Source organism: Lacticaseibacillus yichunensis, assembly GCF_003946405.1.
GTDB classification, from domain to species: domain Bacteria; phylum Bacillota; class Bacilli; order Lactobacillales; family Lactobacillaceae; genus Lacticaseibacillus; species Lacticaseibacillus yichunensis.
Window position 1 is genome coordinate 1 of record NZ_RHOG01000034.1, and the last position, 19,919, is coordinate 19,919.

18 protein-coding genes are annotated in these 19,919 nt (G+C 58.0%); 4 read left to right on the forward strand and 14 right to left on the reverse strand.

Going from position 1 to position 19,919, the window contains the following annotated elements:
• Positions 1-596: 596 nt before the first annotated feature.
• The 4 genes from EKM95_RS09555 to EKM95_RS09570 form a co-directional block, all read right to left on the reverse strand.
• Positions 597-1,130, reverse strand: coding sequence for a methylated-DNA--[protein]-cysteine S-methyltransferase (locus EKM95_RS09555; RefSeq protein WP_125697874.1), 534 nt, complete (start codon positions 1,128-1,130; stop codon positions 597-599).
• Between the two features lie 89 nt (positions 1,131-1,219).
• A complete protein-coding gene (locus EKM95_RS09560; protein ID WP_125697876.1) occupies positions 1,220-2,605 on the reverse strand; it encodes an MFS transporter in 1,386 nt (461 codons plus the stop codon).
• Complete coding sequence (locus EKM95_RS09565) at positions 2,598-3,023, reverse strand: MarR family winged helix-turn-helix transcriptional regulator (RefSeq protein ID WP_125697878.1); 426 nt, start codon at positions 3,021-3,023, stop codon at positions 2,598-2,600. Before EKM95_RS09565 ends, EKM95_RS09560 begins: the two co-directional genes overlap by 8 nt.
• A 102-nt stretch (positions 3,024-3,125) precedes the next feature.
• Complete coding sequence (locus EKM95_RS09570; RefSeq protein ID WP_125697879.1) at positions 3,126-3,731, reverse strand: histidine phosphatase family protein; 606 nt, start codon at positions 3,729-3,731, stop codon at positions 3,126-3,128.
• Positions 3,732-3,944: 213 nt separating this feature from the next.
• Here EKM95_RS09570 and EKM95_RS09575 point away from each other — a divergent pair, with 213 nt between their 5' ends.
• Complete coding sequence (locus tag EKM95_RS09575) at positions 3,945-5,399, forward strand: NCS2 family permease (protein ID WP_125697881.1); 1,455 nt, start codon at positions 3,945-3,947, stop codon at positions 5,397-5,399.
• A gap of 354 nt (positions 5,400-5,753) precedes the next feature.
• Here EKM95_RS09575 and EKM95_RS09580 read toward each other — a convergent pair whose 3' ends face one another.
• Positions 5,754-6,392: an NAD(P)H-binding protein gene (locus tag EKM95_RS09580; RefSeq protein WP_125697883.1), complete on the reverse strand. Its 639-nt coding sequence runs from the start codon at positions 6,390-6,392 to the stop codon at positions 5,754-5,756.
• A gap of 192 nt (positions 6,393-6,584) precedes the next feature.
• Between EKM95_RS09580 and EKM95_RS09585 the strand changes: the two genes are divergently transcribed.
• A complete protein-coding gene (locus EKM95_RS09585) occupies positions 6,585-6,758 on the forward strand; it encodes a PspC domain-containing protein (protein ID WP_125697885.1) in 174 nt (57 codons plus the stop codon).
• 90 nt (positions 6,759-6,848) lie between these two features.
• On the opposite strand, the gene EKM95_RS09590 is transcribed toward EKM95_RS09585, so the two are convergent.
• The gene (locus EKM95_RS09590; RefSeq protein ID WP_125697887.1) at positions 6,849-7,730 is read right to left on the reverse strand and encodes a PPK2 family polyphosphate kinase; all 882 of its coding nucleotides are present in this window, start codon (positions 7,728-7,730) and stop codon (positions 6,849-6,851) included.
• A gap of 245 nt (positions 7,731-7,975) precedes the next feature.
• Positions 7,976-8,149, reverse strand: coding sequence for a hypothetical protein (locus tag EKM95_RS11715; protein ID WP_164510167.1), 174 nt, complete (start codon positions 8,147-8,149; stop codon positions 7,976-7,978).
• A gap of 182 nt (positions 8,150-8,331) precedes the next feature.
• Here EKM95_RS11715 and EKM95_RS09595 point away from each other — a divergent pair, with 182 nt between their 5' ends.
• Positions 8,332-9,684 (forward strand): MFS transporter, encoded by a 1,353-nt coding sequence (locus tag EKM95_RS09595; RefSeq protein ID WP_125697933.1) that lies wholly within the window; start codon positions 8,332-8,334, stop codon positions 9,682-9,684.
• A gap of 58 nt (positions 9,685-9,742) precedes the next feature.
• Here EKM95_RS09595 and EKM95_RS09600 read toward each other — a convergent pair whose 3' ends face one another.
• The 6 genes from EKM95_RS09600 to EKM95_RS09625 form a co-directional block, all read right to left on the reverse strand.
• Positions 9,743-11,338, reverse strand: a complete 1,596-nt coding sequence (locus EKM95_RS09600; RefSeq protein WP_125697889.1) for an ATP-binding cassette domain-containing protein — start codon at positions 11,336-11,338, stop codon at positions 9,743-9,745.
• Positions 11,338-12,903: an ATP-binding cassette domain-containing protein gene (locus EKM95_RS09605; RefSeq protein ID WP_125697891.1), complete on the reverse strand. Its 1,566-nt coding sequence runs from the start codon at positions 12,901-12,903 to the stop codon at positions 11,338-11,340. The genes EKM95_RS09600 and EKM95_RS09605 overlap by 1 nt, the downstream gene beginning before the upstream one ends.
• Positions 12,904-12,913: 10 nt before the next feature.
• Positions 12,914-13,687: an ABC transporter ATP-binding protein gene (locus EKM95_RS09610; RefSeq protein ID WP_125697893.1), complete on the reverse strand. Its 774-nt coding sequence runs from the start codon at positions 13,685-13,687 to the stop codon at positions 12,914-12,916.
• Positions 13,674-14,672 carry a FecCD family ABC transporter permease gene (locus EKM95_RS09615; protein WP_125697895.1) on the reverse strand — a complete coding sequence of 333 codons (999 nt, stop codon included), beginning with the start codon at positions 14,670-14,672 and terminating at the stop codon, positions 13,674-13,676. Before EKM95_RS09615 ends, EKM95_RS09610 begins: the two co-directional genes overlap by 14 nt.
• A complete protein-coding gene (locus EKM95_RS09620) occupies positions 14,669-15,613 on the reverse strand; it encodes an ABC transporter substrate-binding protein (RefSeq protein ID WP_164510168.1) in 945 nt (314 codons plus the stop codon). Before EKM95_RS09620 ends, EKM95_RS09615 begins: the two co-directional genes overlap by 4 nt.
• A 372-nt stretch (positions 15,614-15,985) precedes the next feature.
• Entirely contained in the window at positions 15,986-18,511 is a 2,526-nt protein-coding gene (locus tag EKM95_RS09625) for a M1 family metallopeptidase (protein ID WP_125697899.1), read from the reverse strand.
• Positions 18,512-18,754: 243 nt separating this feature from the next.
• Between EKM95_RS09625 and EKM95_RS09630 the strand changes: the two genes are divergently transcribed.
• The gene (locus tag EKM95_RS09630) at positions 18,755-19,396 is read left to right on the forward strand and encodes an ECF transporter S component (protein ID WP_125697901.1); all 642 of its coding nucleotides are present in this window, start codon (positions 18,755-18,757) and stop codon (positions 19,394-19,396) included.
• 72 nt (positions 19,397-19,468) lie between these two features.
• Here EKM95_RS09630 and EKM95_RS09635 read toward each other — a convergent pair whose 3' ends face one another.
• Positions 19,469-19,912: an Rrf2 family transcriptional regulator gene (locus EKM95_RS09635; RefSeq protein ID WP_125697903.1), complete on the reverse strand. Its 444-nt coding sequence runs from the start codon at positions 19,910-19,912 to the stop codon at positions 19,469-19,471.
• Between the last annotated feature and the right edge of the window lie 7 nt (positions 19,913-19,919).

Genomic DNA, 19,919 nt, shown 5'->3' on the forward strand with positions numbered 1-19,919 from the left:
CTCGACGGCCCTCTGCTTCTCTTTTAGTGAGTACATTTAATATCATACCTGAAGTCCAACTTTTTGTCCGCACGCCCAACTTGTTGACTATATTAATTCACGAGACAGTTTTCAGCTCCAAAGAATGGTTGATAAACAACAGGAGGTTCTCAAAACATCGACCAACCCGTATGATCAACTCGACTTGATTGCAATCAAAGCTGCTCGGTTCTATGTGACCAAGGAGCCTGTCACCCCCAAGGATATATTTTTTTATTGGGCTCACCTCTTGATATCACTATATCTGGAGCGATGCTTCGGCGCTGATTCGTGTCATTTTGAATCAGTGCCGATTTTTTGTTGTGACACTTCGGCACTGGGGCCGCGATATCGCTCGGTTAAGAGCGCTACCTCACAACGAGCCAGAATATATATGACACAACAAAAGAATCCGAGTGAAAGTGTGATACCCCACTTGCCAGACAAATAGAGACAATCGTCGGCGATCCAGGCAAATCTTCTGTTCTCGATTTTCATCATGACGCAAAAAAAGACATATCCAGCACCGGTCAAAACCGGTTCTCGATATGCCTCATCAAATGTATTGTAATGCGATTCTACGCAAACGCCACTTTCTGCCGGCTCGCCGACAACGTAACGCCTTCCAGTTCAAGCAGCGCCTGTTTGCGCGCCAGCCCGCCTGCGTAACCAGTCAGATCGCCGGTCGCACCGACGACCCGGTGGCACGGAATCAGCAGACTGATCGGGTTATGGCCGACCGCCCCGCCAATCGCGCGCGGGGAAACATTCAGGCGATGCGTCGCGGCGGCCACGCGCTGGGCTAGCGTCTGATAGGTCACCACGGTCCCATAAGGAATGCGCCGCAATTCGTGTAGCACCAGAAGCCGATACGGGGTAACCTCAGGAGCAAGCGGCACCAATGTTGGATCCGGCCGCTCGCCAGCAAAATAACCCGTCAGCCAGGTCTCAGCCGCCAAGATTGGCTCACTGCTCGCAGTCTCGGCCGCCTGCAGATCATACTGGGCCCCGAAATTTTGCTGATCCGTAAACCACAGCCCGCGCAGATCATTTTCATCGCTGAGCAAGGTGATCTCACCAAGTGGCGAGTCGACCATTTGCTTGAATAACATCAAAATGCCTCCTGCCGTGCGTGACAGACTTTCATCGCGCCAGTTAATGAGAACAGGATACCAGTTTTTCAAGCTGGCGGACAAACTTTTTATCTCGATGCCACACCAACCTTGTTTCCGCGAAAAAGGACCAGTAAGATCACAAGGGCGAAAACGCCAAGCACAGCCAGCAGGACAAATGCGTGCTGCGAACCAACTGCGGTACCGACCACTCGGCTGGTGGCCCCGGCCTGCCCCGCTGCCACCAGCGCGGCGGCCAGGCTCGTCCCCAGTGCCGCGCCGAATTGCTGGAGGGTGTTGAAGATCGCGTTGCCATCCGGCTGCTCGACCGGCGCCAATTGATGAAGCCCATCCGTCATCACATTGCCCATCGACAGGCCAATGCCCGCCATGAAAAGTAGATAGAGCCCCGCGACCCCTGCAGCGGTCAGCGCCTTGCCAAGAGTCGCAAATCCCGCGAGTGACAATAAGCCCAACACGCTGCCTAAAAGCAGTGGCATTTTTGCCCCGACGTGATCATAGAGTCGCCCGGACAGCGGGGCGAGCAACGCGCCCAGCGCCGCCCCGGGAAGCACGATCAGGCCTGCTTCAAGCGCCGTTTTGCCATTGACTAACTGCAAGTAATTCGGCAGGAGAAACGACAGGCCCAACGCCTCGATCTGATACAGCAAGAACACGGCAACGTGTGCCGCAAATCGCTGATTGGCCAGCAGGCGCACGTCGATGACTGGCTGCTTCAGGCGAAGCGCCCGCAGGCAAAACACTGCCAGGGCCACCCCGCCGATCACCAAAGCCAACCAACTGAAGCGACTGGCGAGCTCCGCAATGCCCCAGATCAAGCCGCAAAATACCAGCACGATCAAGGCCACGCTCGGCGCATCCACCGTTGCGGCGGACAGAGGCGATTTTTGCTGAATGCAGCGCACGCCGAACACCAGCGCCAGCACCAACAGCGGCAAGAGAAACACGAAGACATAGCGCCAGCTCATGACCGTGACCACCAAGCCGCCAAATGTCGGGCCAATCGCCGGGGCAACGCCAGTGATCAAGGTGCCGACCCCCATCATCATGCCGATCATGGGCGCCGGCACTTGATCCAAAATTATGTTGAACATCAGCGGCAACGCGATGCCGGTCCCCACGCCTTGAATCCCCCGGCCGATCAACAGCACGGAAAATGTTGGCGCCACCGCATCCAGCACCACGCCTAAGATAAAGCAGCTGATCGCGACAAGAAACAGATCACGCGTTTTGAAGCGGCGTTTAAGCGTCGCCGACAGCGGTACGATCGAGGCGACCACCAGCAGGTACAGTGTCGTCATCCATTGGACCGTGGCCGTGCCGACCGCAAATTCCTTCATCAAGGTTGGAAACGTGATGTTCATCGCCGTTTCGATGATCACCCCGCAAAACGACATGAGCCCCGTGGCGATGATCGCGCCAAGCACGCGCGGCGACAATTTTTCCTCAGGCATGCGCGTCGCCTTGATTCAATTGGGTAAACGCCGAGAGCATTTTGAAAAATGTTGCCTGCTCCGCCTCGGTGAAGGCGCTGGTCATGGCCTGCTGCTGGCCGCTGATGTACGCGGCGACTGCCTCGCACAACTTACTGGCCTTGCTTGTCAGCCGCACCGCCTTTTGCCGGGTGTCCCCAGCGACTGGGGCGCGCGTGATCAGCCCAGCTTTTTCCATGCGCTGAAGCGTCACGGTGGTCGTCGAACGCTGGATGCCAAATTCCACCTCGATCTCCCGCTGTAGCACCTCTCGCGTCCCGATAAAATCGATGATCGACATCTGATTGCCGGTCAAGCCAAATTGCTTCGCGTAATTGTCCATGGCCGTGGTCATGCAGATCGATGCGTGTTTGATTGCTTTCCCAAAATCCTGTGTCAACGTGGTCACTCCTTTTTGCTAGTCGGCTAACAAAAACTACCTTACCACGCATTTTTTCGAATGCAAGGAAAAACCGTCCAGCAAGCTGAACGGCAGACGAGGTTAGGCTAATGAGACGTTGAATTGTTCCAGGCGCGCGCGAAAATCGTCGTGTTCGTCGAGGTGAAGCCGCGTCAGAGAGACATTGCTGACCGGGGCGAAGTGGTAAAAATCCGTGTGCAATAAATTCGCAAGCAGCGCGCGAATCGTGAAGCCATGGCAAACCACCAAGACCTTGCCAGCCGGCGTGGCGGCTTCGGCATCCGCCAGAAACGCGGCGGTGCGATCCAGCAGATGCGCATAGGTCTCGGCGTTTGGCGACAGATCCGGCATCGCTTCGGAAAACATCTCCTGGTAATCAAACGCCGCCGGAAAATCGCGCTTCAGATCAGCGGCTTGTTGACCTTCCCAATCGCCGAAATCCATTTCCTGAAGGCGGGCGTCCTCGGTCATCGGCTGGCGGGCCATCGTCAACAACGCCGCCGTTTGTTTGGCGCGCTTCATTGGACTGACATAAATGCGATCGAACTGTTGCCAATCATACGCGTCGCGCACCAGTTCCGCATAGGTAATGCCCGCGTCCGACAGCGCGACATCCGCGCCTGCACCTGAAATCAGCCCCGCACCATTAGATAAACTGATGCTGTGGCGCACCAATGAGATTTCCATTTTCTCTCCCCTTTTCCGTTAGTCTCAGTATACCAGAGCCAAAACGCGAATGAACGGGCCGCCGCCAACCTGCGCCGTCAGATTTTCACCACGAAAACGGTCCAATTCCGAACATTAAATATGACAACTTCAGAAATAGCCGTTTTTCATCTTGTAATTGATGCGCTAAACGCATAAGCTAAAAAGCAAATCGTTTTTCAGAAAGGATCGATCATGGAAACCTTCTTTAAGCTGAAAGAAAATGGCACGACCAAACGCACCGAGCTGATCGCCGGGCTGACTACCTTTTTTGCAATGTCTTACATATTATTTGTCGCCCCGTCGACCTTGGCGCTGACCGGCATGCCGAGTCAGGCTGTCTTTTTGGCGACGATCATCGCCAGTGCGACCGGCACGTTGATCATGGGCCTCTTCGCAAACGTCCCTTACGCGCTGGCTCCTGGCCTCGGCCTCAACGCATTTTTCACCTTCACCGTGGTCGAGGCGCTCGGCTTTACCTGGCAAGAGGCGCTGGCTCTCGTCTTTCTGTGCGGCGTGATCAACATCCTGATCACCGTCACCAAAGTCCGCAAGCTGATCATCGTTGCCATTCCGGAAGTCATGCAGCACGCGATCGGCGGCGGTATCGGCGTGTTCGTCGCTTACATTGGCTTGAAAAATTCCGGCTTCCTGCAATTCACGACGGATGCCTCGAGCATCTTGTCCGTCAACGGCCAGGCATTCAAACCTGGCGATGGCGTGAAAAACGGCCTCGAGTCCATCATCTCCGGAGGCGGCATCACCCCGGCACTGGTCAACTTCACCCAGGCCGGCGCGATCGTCGCCTTGCTGGGGCTGATGCTGATGGCGGTGCTTGTGGTGAAAAAAGTCCCTGGGGCGATCTTGATTGGGATCGTCGCCACGACGCTGATCGGCATCCCCTTTGGCGTCACGCAACTATCCGCTTCGGCCGGCAATTCGCTGGGTGAAGCCTTCAGCCAGCTCGGCACCACATTTGGCGCCGCATTTTCCAGCAAGGGGTTCGGCAGTCTGTTCACCGACGCCCATCACATCATGTTATCCGTGATGACCATTTTCGCTTTTTCCTTCTCCGATATTTTTGACACGCTGGGCACATTCATCGGCACAGGCCGCCGCACTGGCATCTTTTCCAATGAGGACCTGACCCAGATGAAAACAGGCCGTGGATTCTCTTCGAAAATGGACCGCGCGCTGTTTGCCGATGCGATCGCGACTGGCGTTGGCTCCGTCTTCGGCACTTCGAACATCACTGTCTTCGTCGAAAGCGCAGCTGGCATTGGGGCAGGCGGGCGCACCGGCCTGACAGCGGTGGTCACCGCGATCTGTTTCCTCTTGTCCGCGCTGTTATCCCCACTGATCGCGATCGTGCCGACTCAGGCTGTGGCGCCCGCGCTGATTCTCGTCGGCATCATGATGATGAGCAGCTTCAAGGAAATCAACTGGAGCGACCTCGCCGACGCGGTCCCGGCCTTCATGGCGTCCATCGTGATGGCGCTGGTCTACAACATCTCATACGGCATCGCTGCAGGCTTCATCTTCTATTGCCTGATCAAACTGGTCACCGGCAAACGCAAGGAAGTGCACCCGGCGCTGTGGGTCGTCACCGGCCTGTTTATTCTGGATTTCGTGTTTATGGCGCTTTTGTAAAAGGACGCAAAAAAGACTGTGCAGTCGCGAGCCCGCGGATCGGCGGGTGGACAACTGCACAGTCTTTTCTTTCTCTTGCGACTCGGCGCGGCACCGTTTCATAGTCGGGCTCCGGTCCGCATGGTGGAAGCATCTAACTGGCTCGTGCGTTTGAGGCGAAGTGCGCCTCAATCACCCGAGCCAAGTTAGCTGTTCCACCATAAACGCGGACCTCCGCACCCTGTCATTGTCGGGCTGCGGTCCGCATGGTGGGGACATCTAGGCGTCTCCTGCACTCGATGGCCAAATGCGCCATCAAGCGCATGAGCCGACCTAGCTGCCCCACCATAAACGCGGACCTCCGCACCCTTTTCCTCACGCATTCACGACTGTAAATCGCTTATGCAGAAACTCTGGGTCTTCCATTTCATCGAGTAACGCGCTTGCCAGGTTGCCGGTGGAGACCACCGATTTGCCGTCCGCGTCCAGCATTAACTCATCCGTGCCGATACGATATTTCGTCTTTGGCCCCGGCACGAAGGAAAATTGGGGCGAGACTGCGGTCCACTTCACATTGTCGATCCACTGTAAAAACTGGTACTCGTGGAATTGCTGATGCGGCGTTTCGACCCAATCCGCGCCCGCATTTTTCGCCAGCACCTCATCGATCACATAACTGCCATCCGCCTGCTTCAACGAGCTGGCGCCGAGAATGAAATACAGCGTCGTCGTGGTGTTGCCGCGCAGCGCTGCCACCAGCCGCGCCGCCAGATCGACGTGCTGATACGCGGCCGCGCGCGTGGCAAACGCATCGACCACCGCATCGTAATCAGTCAAGTCGGCGGCGGTCAACGCCAACGCATCTTTTTCAACGATCGTCACCCGCTCGTCAAACATCTCCTGCGCTTTGGCGGCGTTGCGCACCAATGCCGTCACCTGATGGCCGCGACTTTGCGCTTCTTGAACAATGGCACTGCCGGCATGGCCGGTCGCGCCGATCACTGCGATCTTCATCCTTCCTCACTCCTCTTCGTTTAGGTCGCCTTTACAATAACACGTTTACGCAATCGTTACTATCGAAAAATAAGCAATTACTGAGACACACACCCTGCTTTGGGCTGACAAAATCGTCACGCAACTTCGGTCCGCAGACTGAACGCCGTACTAACCCCTTTCGCTATACTAAAACCAAAAGGAGTGAGAAAAATGAAATTTCGTCGTTCTTCGAGTGATCACGTGATCGCCGGCGTCTGCGGGGCCATCGGACAACGGCTTGGCATCGATCCGCTATGGGTGCGGCTAGTCTTTGTTTTTGGCAGCGGCGCGTTCTTCTGGGTCTACCTCGCACTATGGGCCCTGACGCCGCTGGATAATGAGTAAGTCCATCCGAACCGCAACCACCAAAGCTGAGCCAAGCAGGGCGCCGAGAAAATTTCTCGGCGCCCTGTTTTTATCGACTCAGTCAGCTACTTATTTGTCCGTCAATTCTTCTAAAGCGGCCTGTAAGCCAGCCTTTTGCTCGGTGGTGACCGTTGGAAACGCCAGCGGCAGATCATCCAACCGCTTGTCGATCATCTTAGACACCAAAAGTCGGGCAAACCACTTGTTGTCCGCCGGAATAATATGCCACGGAGCGTTGGCCGTCGACGTGTTGGCGATCGCGTCTTCGTAGGCATGCTGATAGTCGTCCCAGTAGCGGCGCTCCTTGATGTCCGCGGCCGAGAACTTCCAATTTTTATCCGGCTGATTGATGCGATCCAGGAATCGCTTCTTCTGCTCACCCTTGGACAGATGCAGGAAAAACTTCATCACAATGATGCCGTTTCGCGTCGCATAATTTTCCATCTGGCGAAAATCCTTGTAGCGCCGGTTCCACAGATCCTGTGTCACATCCTCGACCGTCCGGATGCCCGGAATGTGCTCCTTGAGCAAATTCTCCGGATGCACGCGATCGACCAGCACCTCTTCGTAATGGGAGCGGTTGAACACGGTGATGTTGCCGGCGCGCGGAAACGCCACGCGGGTGCGCCACAGATAATCATGGTCCAACTCGTCGAGGCTTGGCTGCTTGAACGAGATAACTTCGGTGCCTTGCGGATTGATGCCGGTCATCACATGCCGGATCATGCCATCTTTGCCGGCTGCGTCCATGCCTTGGAAAATCAGGAGCAAACTGTATTCATTTTGCGCATAAAGCATCGCCTGGTCTTGAACCAGCTCGGCGATATCCTTGGCGATCGACGCCTTGATGTCAGCCTGGCTGAGATCGCGGTAGGCCTTTGGCACATCGGTCGCCCAGTCCTTGAGCTTAAAGTCACCTTTACCAGCGTAAATAAAGTCATTCACATCCATTATCAGCACCTCCATTAAGTTGTTTTCATTATATAAGACGAGCGCCCCTCAACGCTAAGATAATGTCTCAGGGTGTGTAGGTGCGCGCTTATGGACGTGCGGCTAACTTGGCCTGGGTGCGTTTGGCGCACTTCGCCAGACGTGCACAGACCAGTTAGACGTCGCGGCCATGCGCACCGAAACCCAACTACGGTATAGCTGCCCGCATATAGGCGTGCGAGTACAGCGGGCCTCATCGCGCGCCTTCAGTCGTTGCAGTCATCCTCCAGCGCAAAATCGCGTGCACGTTGTTCCTCGATGAAGTAAGCCGTCAGCGCGCGACTGACCACCGCATCGACTGATTCATCCCCACGTTCGCAGGCCGCTTTGAGCTCGGCGGCCATTTCTGGTGTGAGTGTCACCGTTATTTTGTCTGCCATTTTGCACCTCCGTCTTTGAATACGCTCATTGTAGAGTGCTTCGCCGGGAAACACAAACGCCCCCTGCTTGATATTTTCTGAAAACAAGTCTAATGTAGCCTCTTGTGCGCGGCCCTATTTTCACGGTCTGGCGCGCGAAGGAGGAACCCTTAGTGGCAACAAGTAAGACCCAGACGAAGCCGATGATAGTCGTGACCGTAGTGGCGCTCATGTCCTTTCTTGGCGTGCTTACGGAAACATCGATGAATACGACGTTTCCCACGCTGATGAAAGATTTTCAGGTCTCCCTTACCGCGGTGCAATGGGTGACCTCGGGGTATCTGTTATGTGCGGCGCTGGTGATGTTGACGTCGGCGTTTATGAAGCGGCGGTTCACCAACCGGACCTTGTTCACCTGGGCTGCCGCCTTGTTTATCGCAGGCGACCTCCTGTGCGCGACCGCGACAATTTTTCCGCAATTATTGGTGGGCCGGCTCGTGCAGGCAGGCTGCGTCGGGTTTTGCACACCACTGATGGTGAACATCATCATGGATGTCGTGCCCCGCAGCAAGCTCGGCACCTACCTCGGACTGGCCAATGTGATCATCTTGATTGCCCCGGCGCTTGGACCGACATTTGGTGGGGCCATCACCGCGTTTGCCAGCTGGCGCATGATCTTTTGGCTGACGCTGCCCCTGGCTGTGATACTGTTGATCTGCGGGCAATTCTTGATCAAACAATACACAGCCACGAGCCGCTATGCGTTTGACTGGGCGCGATTTGCCCTGCTGGCCGCGGCGCTCACCAGCCTGATTATTGGGTTGACCGCGCTGGGCGATGGCAATTGGCTCTTGTTTGGCGGGCTGATGGTGGTGCTGGTGGCCAGCGCGATCGGTTTTGCGAAGCTGTCGAAAACAAGCACCCGCGCCCTATTTTCCCTGACCGTCTTTCACCAGCCGGCGTTTCTCTTCAGCTTTTTGCCGTACATCCTCCTGCAGTTCGCCAATGTCGGCATCAATTTTCTCCTGCCGAATTATGTGCAAGGCGTGTTCGCCGCGTCGTCGTTTGTCGGCGGTTTGGTGCTCCTGCCGGGAAGTATTTTCAACGGTCTCGGTCAGCCGCTGTATGGCTGGCTGCTGGACCGCTTCGGAGGCAAGGTGCCGCTGTATACCGGCGCCGCCTTGTTCACCCTGGCGCTTGGCGCAATGGCCGGCTGGGGCCCGCGGCTTGGCGTGGTCGGCATGACGCTGGCCTACCTGGTCTTTGCGATTGGCCGGTCGATGGCGTTTTCCAATAGTGTAGCGTATGGGTTGAAGAAAATGCCCAAGACGCTCCAAAGTGACGCCAACGCGCTTTACAACACGGGCCAGCAAGTCTCCGGCGCCATGGGAACCACCGTGCTGGCGCTTCTGATGACCAGCATCTCCCGGCCTGGCTGGCATCAGGCCCAGATCATCAGCGCCGGCAGCGCCTTGGCATTCGGCCTGCTGACGGCCTCGGGCGTCGTGATCTGGTGGCTGTTTGTCAAGTTGCTGCACGCCAAGACGGATTATTAAAGTAACCGAAAAGCCCCGGGTCGCACCGCCAATGCGGCCCGGGGCTTTTGGAATCCAGTTAGGAAACTGCGGCTACTTGCTGATCACTGAATCGATACAAGCGATCACACTGTGCCACTGTTTCCGGCCGGTGCGTGATGATCAGCACCGCACCTTGAAACTCGCGCCGAACCACAGCCAGCAGCCGACTCATCGCTTCCGGGTCCTGAGTGGACGTCGGCTCGTCGAGAATCAGCAGCTGACTCGGCCGAAGCAGGGCCCGCGTCAGTTCAAGCCGCTGCGCCTGCCCAGTGGAAAATGGCAAGTGGTGCGGGTCGATCACAGTGTCCAACCCCGCCGGCAGCGTCGCCAGCCACTGCGCCAAGCCCAGCGACCCCAACCGCTCGCAGATCAACGCATCCGGTTGCGCCATCCCCAGCGTCAGATTGTCGCGCAGCGTTTCGTGGAAAAACACGGGGCGTTGCGGCATGTAATTGATGCGCCGCGGGTGGGCAGACACGCCCTCTTTTTCCGTGACCACCAGCTGACCGATGTCTGGCGCAAACCAGCCCATCAGGAGTTTGGCCGCCGTGCTTTTGCCTGCCCCGCGGGCCCCGACAAAGCCGACGACCTCGCCCGCTTTGATCGAGACGGACACATCGCGCAACACCGCGCGCTCGGCGCCTGGGTAGGTGAACGACACATGCGCCAAGCTGATCGCCCAATCCGCTGAGGCAGCGGCCGGCGCCGCTTGGACAACTGGCTCGTGATGCGGCACCGGTGCTTGGGCCAATAGTGCCTGAATGTTGCGACCGGCATCCAGCCCGCGGCTCAGCGCCCCAGGCAGCCGGGCGAGGGCCTGGTGTGGGGCAAACAGCAGCGGAAAGCTCAACGCCAGCGCTATTGCATCAGGCGGGAGCAGCCAGGCGATCAGCGCCCAGCCGCCTGTCAACGCAAAAACCACCGCCAGCCGGTCCGAGTTTTGCAAGCGGTCGGCCGCCTGGCGCAACCGCCCGGCCTCGGCCAGTTGCGTCTGTGCGGCCGCCGCCCTGGCCTCCGTGATGCCAAGTTGGTCACTCAGCCGCCGATTTTCGCTAGACTCAAACACATATTGGCGCGTGGCCCGCTGTGACTCCGCCGCCTCCGCCGTCAATGAAGCGACACGGTCCGCGTGCCACAGAGGAATCGCGGCGCCCACCACAAGCGCCACCAGCAACACGGCCAGGGCCGCGACCGGACTGACGGTCAGGAATACCACACACAGGCACGCGGTATAGACGACCGCGATTGCCAGCGGCCCCAGTGTGTGGGCGAAAAAGACTTCCAGCGCCTCAATGTCACCGCCGATCAGCTGGAGCCAGCGGCCACTTTCCTGCTGGTCAAGACCGGCCGGCGCAAGCGTCACCAGATGATCGAAGACACGGACCCGCAAATTTTTCAAAATGCGAAACGCGACATCATGCCCAAAATACTGCTCCCCATAACTGGCCACCGCCGCGACCAGCACCGCGAGGCCACCGATCAGCCACCCGCGCGCGCTGAGCCCGCCGATCACACCCTGCGCCGCCAGCACGATCACCGCTGTTTTTGCCAAGGCCCCGGCCAAGCCGCAACCGGCACTCAATAACCAGCGTCCCCGCAGCGGTTTCACCAATTCCAGTAGAAATGCCCCCATCAGCGGCCTCCCTTCAACGTCAACTGGCCGCCCAGTTGATAGACCTTCGCCGCATGCGCCTGCACCAATGGATCGTGGCTGACCCACAAAATCAGATGCGAGCGGCTAAGTGCACCCACCACGTCCAGCAAATGCTTCGTCGTCCGCCGATCGACGCTGGTGGTGATCTCATCCAGCAGGTACACCGGTTTGTCCGTCAGCAATAGCATCGCCAACGCCAATTCCTGGCGCTGGCCGGGCGAAAGTCGCCGCCCATTTTCACCGATCACGGTGTTCCAGCCAGCCGGCAGGTCGCGGATAAAGGCAAGCAGTTGCCACTTCGCAAGAAAGGCCTTGCGCCGCGCGTCATCCGGACAGGCCAGCTTCAGATTGCTAGCGATCGTACCACTGAACAGTTGCGGCGAAGGCCCCAGCGTGCCGATGACAGACGCCCGCTTTTTTGCCGAAAATTGGGCCAGGTCCTGGCCATCCAGCAGAATCGCCCCTCGTGCAGGCTCGCGCGACCCATTGATCAGATTCACCAGCGTCGTCTTACCGCTACCGTTCGCCCCGCACAAAACGGTCAGCCCACCCGGCGCAAGCGTGAGTGACACATTTTTGAACACCGACCGGTCGGCATAAGCGGCCGCACAATCACGCACGGTCAGCTGCTGGGGATGAGCCGGCAAGTCAGCTTCAACTCGCGGCGCCGTCTCGAGCATGCCAAACACCCCGCGCAACGCCGGCCGCTGGCTTTTGATGCCATGGGAGAAATACCCGAGCTGTCGCCCATTGAGCATCAACGTGGCCAAGGTCACAAAGGCCGCGGCCCGGCCGCCCAGTGGCCCACGCAAGGTCAGCGGCGCCAGCAGAACCGTCAGATAGACCAGCCCATTGATCGCGATCAGCGAGGTAAGCTGCGTTTGCAGAACTCGCATCGTCGCGTGGCGAAACCGCTCACTTTGCGAAGCGAAACGCTGGGCAAACAGCGGCCCGGCCTCATAGCTGACCAGCATCGTCAAGCCGCCAAGCGTGTCCAAAAACGATTGGCCCAGTGCCACAAATCGGTGCATGCATTCCCGGTCGCGCCGACTCACCCGCCTGGCCAGCGCCCGCAACACGATGGCCACCACCGCCAGACAGCCAAGGGGCAAAATGGCGACCAAGCTATGTTGCCACAGCGAAAGCCCCGCCAGCAACACCCAGCTCGCCCCCACCCCCAAAACAGCGGGCACGAGCACATTGTAAAACCCTGCGCCTTTATCGATCGCTGTCAGATCCCGTTGCAGCGTCGTACCTGCATCCGGGACGCTGGCCTCGGCGCGCCTGGCCAAGGCCGCCAGATACGCGCCATGAAGTTGCGCCGTGGCGGCCAAGCCCCAGGCGTGAAAATGCCCCCGCGCCGTCAGCCAACTGCCAAGCGCAGCGCATGCGACCACTACGCCGCCCGCCCAGATCAGCTGACGCGTCTGGCCGATCAGCCCGGCGGCCAGCAGCGCCCAACCCAAATTCGGTAGCCAGCCCCACCCACTCTCGACGAGCGCGCGGCCGACCTGTTCTTTACCATAGTGAAATAACTGACTCATCCTGTCTCCTTTAATGAAAAATCAATGCTGACTGCCCCGCACGATCTTGGACCCGACTCGCCTCGACCTGAAACAGTTGCCCGACGCGTTTGGCAGTCAGCACATCCTCAGGCGTCCCTGTTGCCAGCAACGTCCCCGCCGCCAGGAGTGCCACGGTATCGGCAAACTGCAAGACCTGATTCAGATCATGCAACACCGCGATCACCGTCACCCTGCGCTGCGTCAACGCCTTCAACCGTTTTAATAAGTCGAGCTGATAATGAATATCCAAAAACGTGGTCGGCTCATCCAAAATAATGACAGATGGCGTCTGGGCCAACGCCAGGGCGAGCCAAACGCGCTGTTGCTGGCCGCCAGAAAGCGCCGAAAAAGGCCGGTCCGCCAGCGCCTGTAGATCACATTGGCGAAGCGCCGCAGCTACCACTTCCCGATCCGCCGAGGTGGTCGCCTGCCAAAAGTGGCGAAACGGTGTGCGGCCCAGCGCGACCACCTCGCGCACCGTCAAGGCTGGTTTTGCCTGATTTGTTTGCCGCACCACCGCAAGCTGTTGCGCACGCGCCTGGGCGGTCCATTCGGCCAGCGGTTTTCCTGCAAAAGAAACGGTGCCACTAACCGGCGTGAGTTGCGCCGTCAAACAGCGCAGCAGGGTGCTTTTTCCCGACCCATTCGGCCCGCACAGCGCCCAAAATTGGCCAGCATCGATCGTCAAATCGACCGGCCGCAGCGCCAAGTCCGCCGACCCTGGATAGCGACACGCAACGTTCGCCAACTCAAACACTGTCATGCGCCGCTCCCTTCCGCCTGCCCAACATGCCCAGAAAAACGGGCCCACCGACGATCGCCATCACCGTGCCGATCGGAATCTCGATTGGCGCCGCCACCAGCCGCGCGACGGTATCCGCTGCGGTGACCACCAGCGCGCCGGCCACCATGGTCAGCGGCAACAGGCGGCGATAATTGCTGCCGACCAGCAGCCGGGCAAAATGCGGCACGATCAGCCCAACGAAACTGATCAGCCCAGCCTGCGCGACCACTGAGGCGGCCAAGAGCACCGCCAGGCTCGCAACGCCCAGCCGCACCCGACGCACGGGAATTCCAAGATCGCCCAGCGCCTCATCATCCAAAACCAACAAGGTCAAAAGCGGCCGCAGCCACCACACCACGGCCAAAACCGGCAGCGTGTAGGCGGCTACCAGCCCGACCTGGCCCCAGGACTTACCGCTCAGGTCGCCATTCAGCCAGCCGATCACCCCGTGCAACCGATCGCTGTACAGCGTCATCAAGATCGCCTGGACCACGCCGAACATCGCGTTCACCGCGACCCCGGCCAAGATCAGGCGCACCGGCGACAGCTGGCGGTCCCAGGACAGCACAACGATTGCTCCAAACGCCGCCATGCCTGCGCCAAACGCGATCAGCGGCAGCACCCCACTGGCCACTGGCACCACCAACAGCACGATGACCGCGCCCAGCGCCGCCCCACTGCTAATGCCCATGATGCCCGGATCCGCCAACGGATTTTTCAAGACAGATTGCAGGAGCAGCCCAGACACCGCCAGGGCCACGCCGGCCAAGGCCGAAAAGACGACCCGGGGAAACCTGATGGTCCACAGAATCGGGGCATCCGGGCCGGCTTGCCCCACCATTGCCTTTAGGACGACATGCGGGGCGATGGTCACACTGCCCAGCATCGCCCCACAAAGAAGCGCCGCCAGAAGCAGTCCGACGGCGCTCAGCAGCACCAGTTGAAATGAGCGGCGAGGCGTCATTTGCTGGCGCCTTTCAGCAATATGTGTTTCAGCGCTTGAACGGTGGTGGCGACCTGCAGATTGCCGGTCACCGGATAGGTTTTGTCATCAAGCGGATAAACATGGCCGCGTTTGACGGCGGTGGTCTGTTGCCACTGCGGCTTGGCCAGTTCGTCCTTGAACGCCGCCTTGGCCTGATCGACCCGGCCATGGGCAAGCGTCAATATGTAATCGGGATCTTCGGCAACGAGTTTTTCCAAGCTGAATGGCACATAGGCGCTTGGGACCTGGCTGAGCGTGCCGGCAACATTGGTCAGCCCCAGCTTCGTCAGGAGATCGCCCAAGTAGGAATAATTCGTTGCGAGCATGAAACCGTGCCCGGCGCCAAACAGGACGGCGACTTTCTTACCCTTGAGCGCGCCAGCGCCTTTCAGCGCGGTGTCGGTCTCGCTTTGCACCTTTTTGACCACGGTCTGTGCCTGGGTCTCCTTGTTGAACAACTTACCCAGCTGCATCACGCTATCCGTGACGTTCTGGTAGCTTTCGTTGTTCAGGTACAGCCCGCGCACGCCTTGCTGTTTGAGGCCCTGATCCAGCAGGCCCATCATGCCGCTGTCGGTGATGTACAGATCCGGCTTCAGGCTCGCGATTTTTTCCATGTCCGGCTTCCGCGGCAGGCCGATACGCGGGGTCTTTGCGTAACGCGCCGGTTGCCCATCCTGCGTGTCGATGCCCACCAGCGGCAAGTCCAGCGCTTCCGCATACTGGGCGACTGTGCGCGTGCCGGCGATCACCCGCTGCACTTTTTTGCTTTTGACCTGACTGCTCCACGAGGACGTCTGCTTTGCCGGTGAATGGCCGCAGCCCGCCAACCCGATCATCACCCCAAGGGCCAGCGCCCATGCCCCACGCCTGTGCGCACACCCATACCCGCTGTTGCCTTGATTTGTTGCCTTGTTCATTTTTGGTCCCTCCATCATTTTTAATTTAATCGTAACTGTTACGATTAATGACGAGCCCAATCTTACCGGGGGTGTGTCGCCCTGTCAACCTGGTGGCTTCGCGGCTGCGCCACCCGCGCCGTCGTTTTAGTCATTTAACCACCTGATGGCCGCCTGTCTCGTTTGTTCGTCGTTATGGAAAAAAATATTGTGCGAACGGTTTTTCTAGTGCTGAAGACAAAAATAGCCTGTGCCCTGTTGATGGGGTGAAATCAAATAATTTCCGGGCCCTGTTTCCGAGCCCAGAGACCAAAATGGCCGCCTTTTTTTGCCGATTCAGTCGATAAAAAAAGAGCCAGGACATCACATCCCAGCTCTTGAAAAATATTAGGTTTACAAGGCAGCCTTGATCGCGGCGTTGACCGCAGCCTGTTCCTTGGCAATGAGGGCCACGCGGGTCGCGATGACCTTGGTGTCCATCGCAATCTCGCGGCCAAGGCCCGGCACGTCCTTCTTCGGTTCAAAGAAGGCGCTGAATTCATCCAGCCGGTCTTGCGTGCGGAAAATACCGGAGATCACCGTGATGTAGGTGGTGAATTCCATGTCCCCACCGACTGTTTTTTCCAGCCAGTCCCATTCACTCCGGATCCAGTCCCAGGCCAACTGCTCGCCAGCCGGGTTGTTCAGGACCCCGCGGAACCACGCGCGCAGATCTTGCGGCTTGATCGTGTCGGCGTCTTCAAAATGCGCAACGACTTGCTTGAGTAATTCAGGATCGGTCAGGCGTGGCACGGCGGCCATCAGGGATTCCTTCACGCTCGGATCAGATGTCTTGCGGTAGGCAGCAAAGAAACTGTCCAGTAGCGCCTGATCGCCGAAATGCTTGGCCTCGGAGATCAGGACATATGGCCGTGGATCCGCTGGCATTGCATCGAGGTTGGCGGCATGAGCCAGATACAGCGCATGGGCATCCTCGATCACCTTGGCATCGTCCGCATAGACCACAGACCCCACCACGGTCTCACGGCTGAGCTGATCGTCGTTGGTGTCTGTGCTTTGTGGCACGAGGCCCAACCGTGCATATTGGTGGCCGAAGATCTTGGCATAAAGTGCCTTGAGCTGATTTTCCTCATCAGAGCCCGGCGTGGTGAACTTGCCGAGGCCGGAGATCGCCTGGTTCAACGCCGTGTTGACAACGCTGTGGGCACTCCCCGCAAAACGTGTGAGCAGCGGCACGATCTCGGCATAAGAGATCGCCCCAGCTTCCGCCTGCAAGCGGGCGTCCTGAAGCAATTGCAGCTGCGAGATCGGATCAAAGTCGGCGGCTTCCTTCAAAATGTCAGCCATCAGCGTGTCATCGTATTTGACGATGAAATGCGAGTTGTTGCCAACATTCAGGCGGAAGGCTTGACCGGCCTCGCTGCGAAGCGCTTCGTAGTTGCCCAGATTCAGCGACTTTTCAGTCATGAGCTGCGGCGCGGCGGCATAGTTGCTTTCCAGCGGAATCTGCCACTGCCGACCGACCTCTTTGCCTTCGCCGATGAAGAACTGCTGCTGGCTGATCACCAGGTCGCCATTTTCAACACTGGCAGATACCAGCGGATACCCCGGCTGCTCGAGCCAGGAGTTCATGATCGCGCCGACATCCAGGCCACTGGCATCGCCCAGCGCGGCCCAAAGATCTGCGCCGGTCGCGTTGCCGAACTTGTGCGCGTCGAAGTAGGCTTTGAGGCCCTTGCGCAGGTTATCGTCGCCGAGCAGTGCGCGGACCATCACCAACATCCGCGAGCCCTTGGCGTAAACGATCGCGCCGTCGAAAACAGAATCGATGTCTGCCGGGTCTTCGACCGAAACATGCACCGACTGAACGCCATCGGTTGCATCGCGGCGAAGCGCAGAAGCCGCCTCGGATTTCTGGAACAATTCCCAGATGTGCCAATCCGGCTCAAGCGCGTCGACCGACAGATATTCCATCATGTTGGCAAACGACTCGTTGAGCCACAGATCATCCCACCACTTCATCGTGACTAGATCGCCGAACCACTGGTGGGCCAACTCATGCGTGATGACCGTTGCGACCAGCTGCTTCATCGACAAGCTGGTGTTATCCGGATCCAGCGTCAGGTACGCCTCACGATAGGTCACAAGCCCCCAATTTTCCATCGCGCCGGCCGAAAAGTCTGGCAGGGCCAACTGATAGGAATGCGGCAATGGATAAGGCGTCTGGTAGAAGTCTTCGTAAAATTCGATCGCGCGCTTGGCGATATCTAAAGCAAAATCAAGCTCTTTTGGCTGATGGGCCTTGGTCGCAAAAACCCCGATCTCGACGCCGGACTTGGTCTGCGTCAATTTCTTTTGCATGTCGCCGAACGCAAATGCGATCAGGTAGGTCGACATCCGCATCGTCGTGGCAAAATAATGCACGCCATCTTCAACCTTGGTCTCCGGCATGTTGGCGATGATCGTCTCGCCTGGCTGTTCGTCGAACTGGATGGCCAGGTCAAAGGTCGCCTTGGCTTCTGGTTCGTCCACGCCAGGAAACGCCTGACGCGCTGCGGTGGACTCAAACTGGGTCCCAATCAGCTCCTGCTTTTCGCCATTAAGCGTGTAATAGGATGGGTAGATACCCATCATGGTGTCGGTCAGCGGCGCGGTGTAGGCGATCGTCAGGGTCACGTCCCCTGCTTGCGGCAAGGTGATATCGAGGCGTTCGTTGGCGTCATCAACGGTGAATGGCACCGCCGCGTCATTTGCCGCAACGGACTGGATGGTCAGGAACTTCTGGTTGACGGCGATCGCCGCTTCTTGCGCGGTCCCTTCGATCGTCGTTTTGCCCGTGATCAGTTTTTTTGCGCGGTCCACATTAATGTAAAGGTCATAATGCGTGGGTTGGAACGTTTCATATAAATGTTTTGCCATTTTTCTCCCTCCGGCTCTTCAGATTACTCTCAGTATACGCCATTGCGCCCGTGCGAAAAGCAGGCGTCGCGCATTCTGGCCGAAAATTCAAAGTGACCTGCCTCTTTTGCGCAAAGCAACAACGTGCCTCAGCAAAATTAACAAATTTTTTTGTAGTAATATGCTGACACCGGTGTCATTAAAGCGTATACTTCAGCTTGAAATGACACGTGTGTCATTAATTTGAAAGAGCAGGTGAAACAGATGAAGAATCATTCAAAAGCGTTCCGTCTTGCGATTCAGGCCTTGTTTGTCGCGCTGATCGCCGTTCAGACGATGGTGCCATGGCTCGGCTACATCCCACTTGGGTTTCTTTCCATTACGATCATTCACATCACGGTGATCGTCGGCGCGATCATGTTCGGACCGGGGGAAGGCATGGTGATCGGCTTCACCTGGGGCCTGTTCAGTCTGATTCGCGCCTACACCGCGCCATCCAGTCCACTGGATACGCTCGCCTTCACGAATCCGCTGGTCTCCGTGGTGCCCCGGATCTTGATCGGGCTGTTTGCCGCATGGACCTTCTGGGCGCTGTTCAAGCTGACCCATCGCCAGCTCGTGGCCAGCATTGGCGCCGCGATCATCGGCACCGCGACCAATACGGTGTTGGTGCTCGGGGCAATGGGGCTGATCTATTCCGGCCAGGTCGCGAACTTCTATAACGTCTCCAGCGGCAACTTGATCAAAGTGCTGGTTGGCATCGTGATCTCCAACGGCATCCCCGAAATGATCGGCGCAATCATCCTCACCCCGCTTCTGGTGCGGGTCCTGACGACCGCGACCCACATGATTCCGTGGCATGTCGCCGCGCTTGCGAAACCTGCACAGCTGGGCACACATAATTGAGTCATTTGAGAAGAATCGAAAAGCCGTCGAGCTCAAAAACTCGACGGCTTTTCATATGGCTTCGGCGGACGCTTATCGCGAAGTAGCGTCGCGCGCGGCTTCCCGCGTCAGAATCTCATCGATGATGCCTTGCAAGCTGATGCCAGCCATGGTCTGTTCAGCTTGCTTTTGAATCTGATCGTACACGCCATCCAGGGTCTGCTGGATATTGCCACCGACGATGCATTGGGGGTTCGTCTTGTCGTCGATATGCAGCAGTTGCTGGTTGTCTTCGGCGGCGCGGTAGATCATGAGGAGCGTGATCTCGCTGGCGGGCCGTGCAAGTTTGGGGTCGACTTTCCCTGGGGCGCTGGTCAACAGGCCAGCTTTGACCAACCGCGACATCAGGCGCCGCACGAGGCTTGGGTTTGATTCGATGCTGCTGGCGATCGCATTGCTTGACAGATCGCCATCTTGATAAATGTCGACATAGGCCAGCAGATGGACCGCATCGCTCAGCCGGTGTGAATATTTCATTCGAATC

Bases quoted from the DNA above. Each gene is read 5' to 3' on its own strand.
- EKM95_RS11715 (WP_164510167.1), bottom strand. From the start codon at position 8,149: ATGGCAGACAAAATAACGGTGACACTCACACCAGAAATGGCCGCCGAG.
- EKM95_RS09595 (WP_125697933.1), top strand. From the start codon at position 8,332: ATGATAGTCGTGACCGTAGTGGCGCTCATGTCCTTTCTTGGCGTGCTT.
- EKM95_RS09610 (WP_125697893.1), bottom strand. From the start codon at position 13,687: ATGACAGTGTTTGAGTTGGCGAACGTTGCGTGTCGCTATCCAGGGTCG.
- EKM95_RS09575 (WP_125697881.1), top strand. From the start codon at position 3,945: ATGGAAACCTTCTTTAAGCTGAAAGAAAATGGCACGACCAAACGCACC.
- EKM95_RS09560 (WP_125697876.1), bottom strand. From the start codon at position 2,605: ATGCCTGAGGAAAAATTGTCGCCGCGCGTGCTTGGCGCGATCATCGCC.
- EKM95_RS09630 (WP_125697901.1), top strand. From the start codon at position 18,755: ATGAAGAATCATTCAAAAGCGTTCCGTCTTGCGATTCAGGCCTTGTTT.
- EKM95_RS09605 (WP_125697891.1), bottom strand. From the start codon at position 12,903: ATGAGTCAGTTATTTCACTATGGTAAAGAACAGGTCGGCCGCGCGCTC.
- EKM95_RS09620 (WP_164510168.1), bottom strand. From the start codon at position 15,613: ATGAACAAGGCAACAAATCAAGGCAACAGCGGGTATGGGTGTGCGCAC.
- EKM95_RS09570 (WP_125697879.1), bottom strand. From the start codon at position 3,731: ATGGAAATCTCATTGGTGCGCCACAGCATCAGTTTATCTAATGGTGCG.
- EKM95_RS09555 (WP_125697874.1), bottom strand. From the start codon at position 1,130: ATGTTATTCAAGCAAATGGTCGACTCGCCACTTGGTGAGATCACCTTG.
- EKM95_RS09635 (WP_125697903.1), bottom strand. From the start codon at position 19,912: ATGAAATATTCACACCGGCTGAGCGATGCGGTCCATCTGCTGGCCTAT.
- EKM95_RS09615 (WP_125697895.1), bottom strand. From the start codon at position 14,672: ATGACGCCTCGCCGCTCATTTCAACTGGTGCTGCTGAGCGCCGTCGGA.
- EKM95_RS09625 (WP_125697899.1), bottom strand. From the start codon at position 18,511: ATGGCAAAACATTTATATGAAACGTTCCAACCCACGCATTATGACCTT.
- EKM95_RS09600 (WP_125697889.1), bottom strand. From the start codon at position 11,338: ATGGGGGCATTTCTACTGGAATTGGTGAAACCGCTGCGGGGACGCTGG.
- EKM95_RS09590 (WP_125697887.1), bottom strand. From the start codon at position 7,730: ATGGATGTGAATGACTTTATTTACGCTGGTAAAGGTGACTTTAAGCTC.
- EKM95_RS09580 (WP_125697883.1), bottom strand. From the start codon at position 6,392: ATGAAGATCGCAGTGATCGGCGCGACCGGCCATGCCGGCAGTGCCATT.
- EKM95_RS09585 (WP_125697885.1), top strand. From the start codon at position 6,585: ATGAAATTTCGTCGTTCTTCGAGTGATCACGTGATCGCCGGCGTCTGC.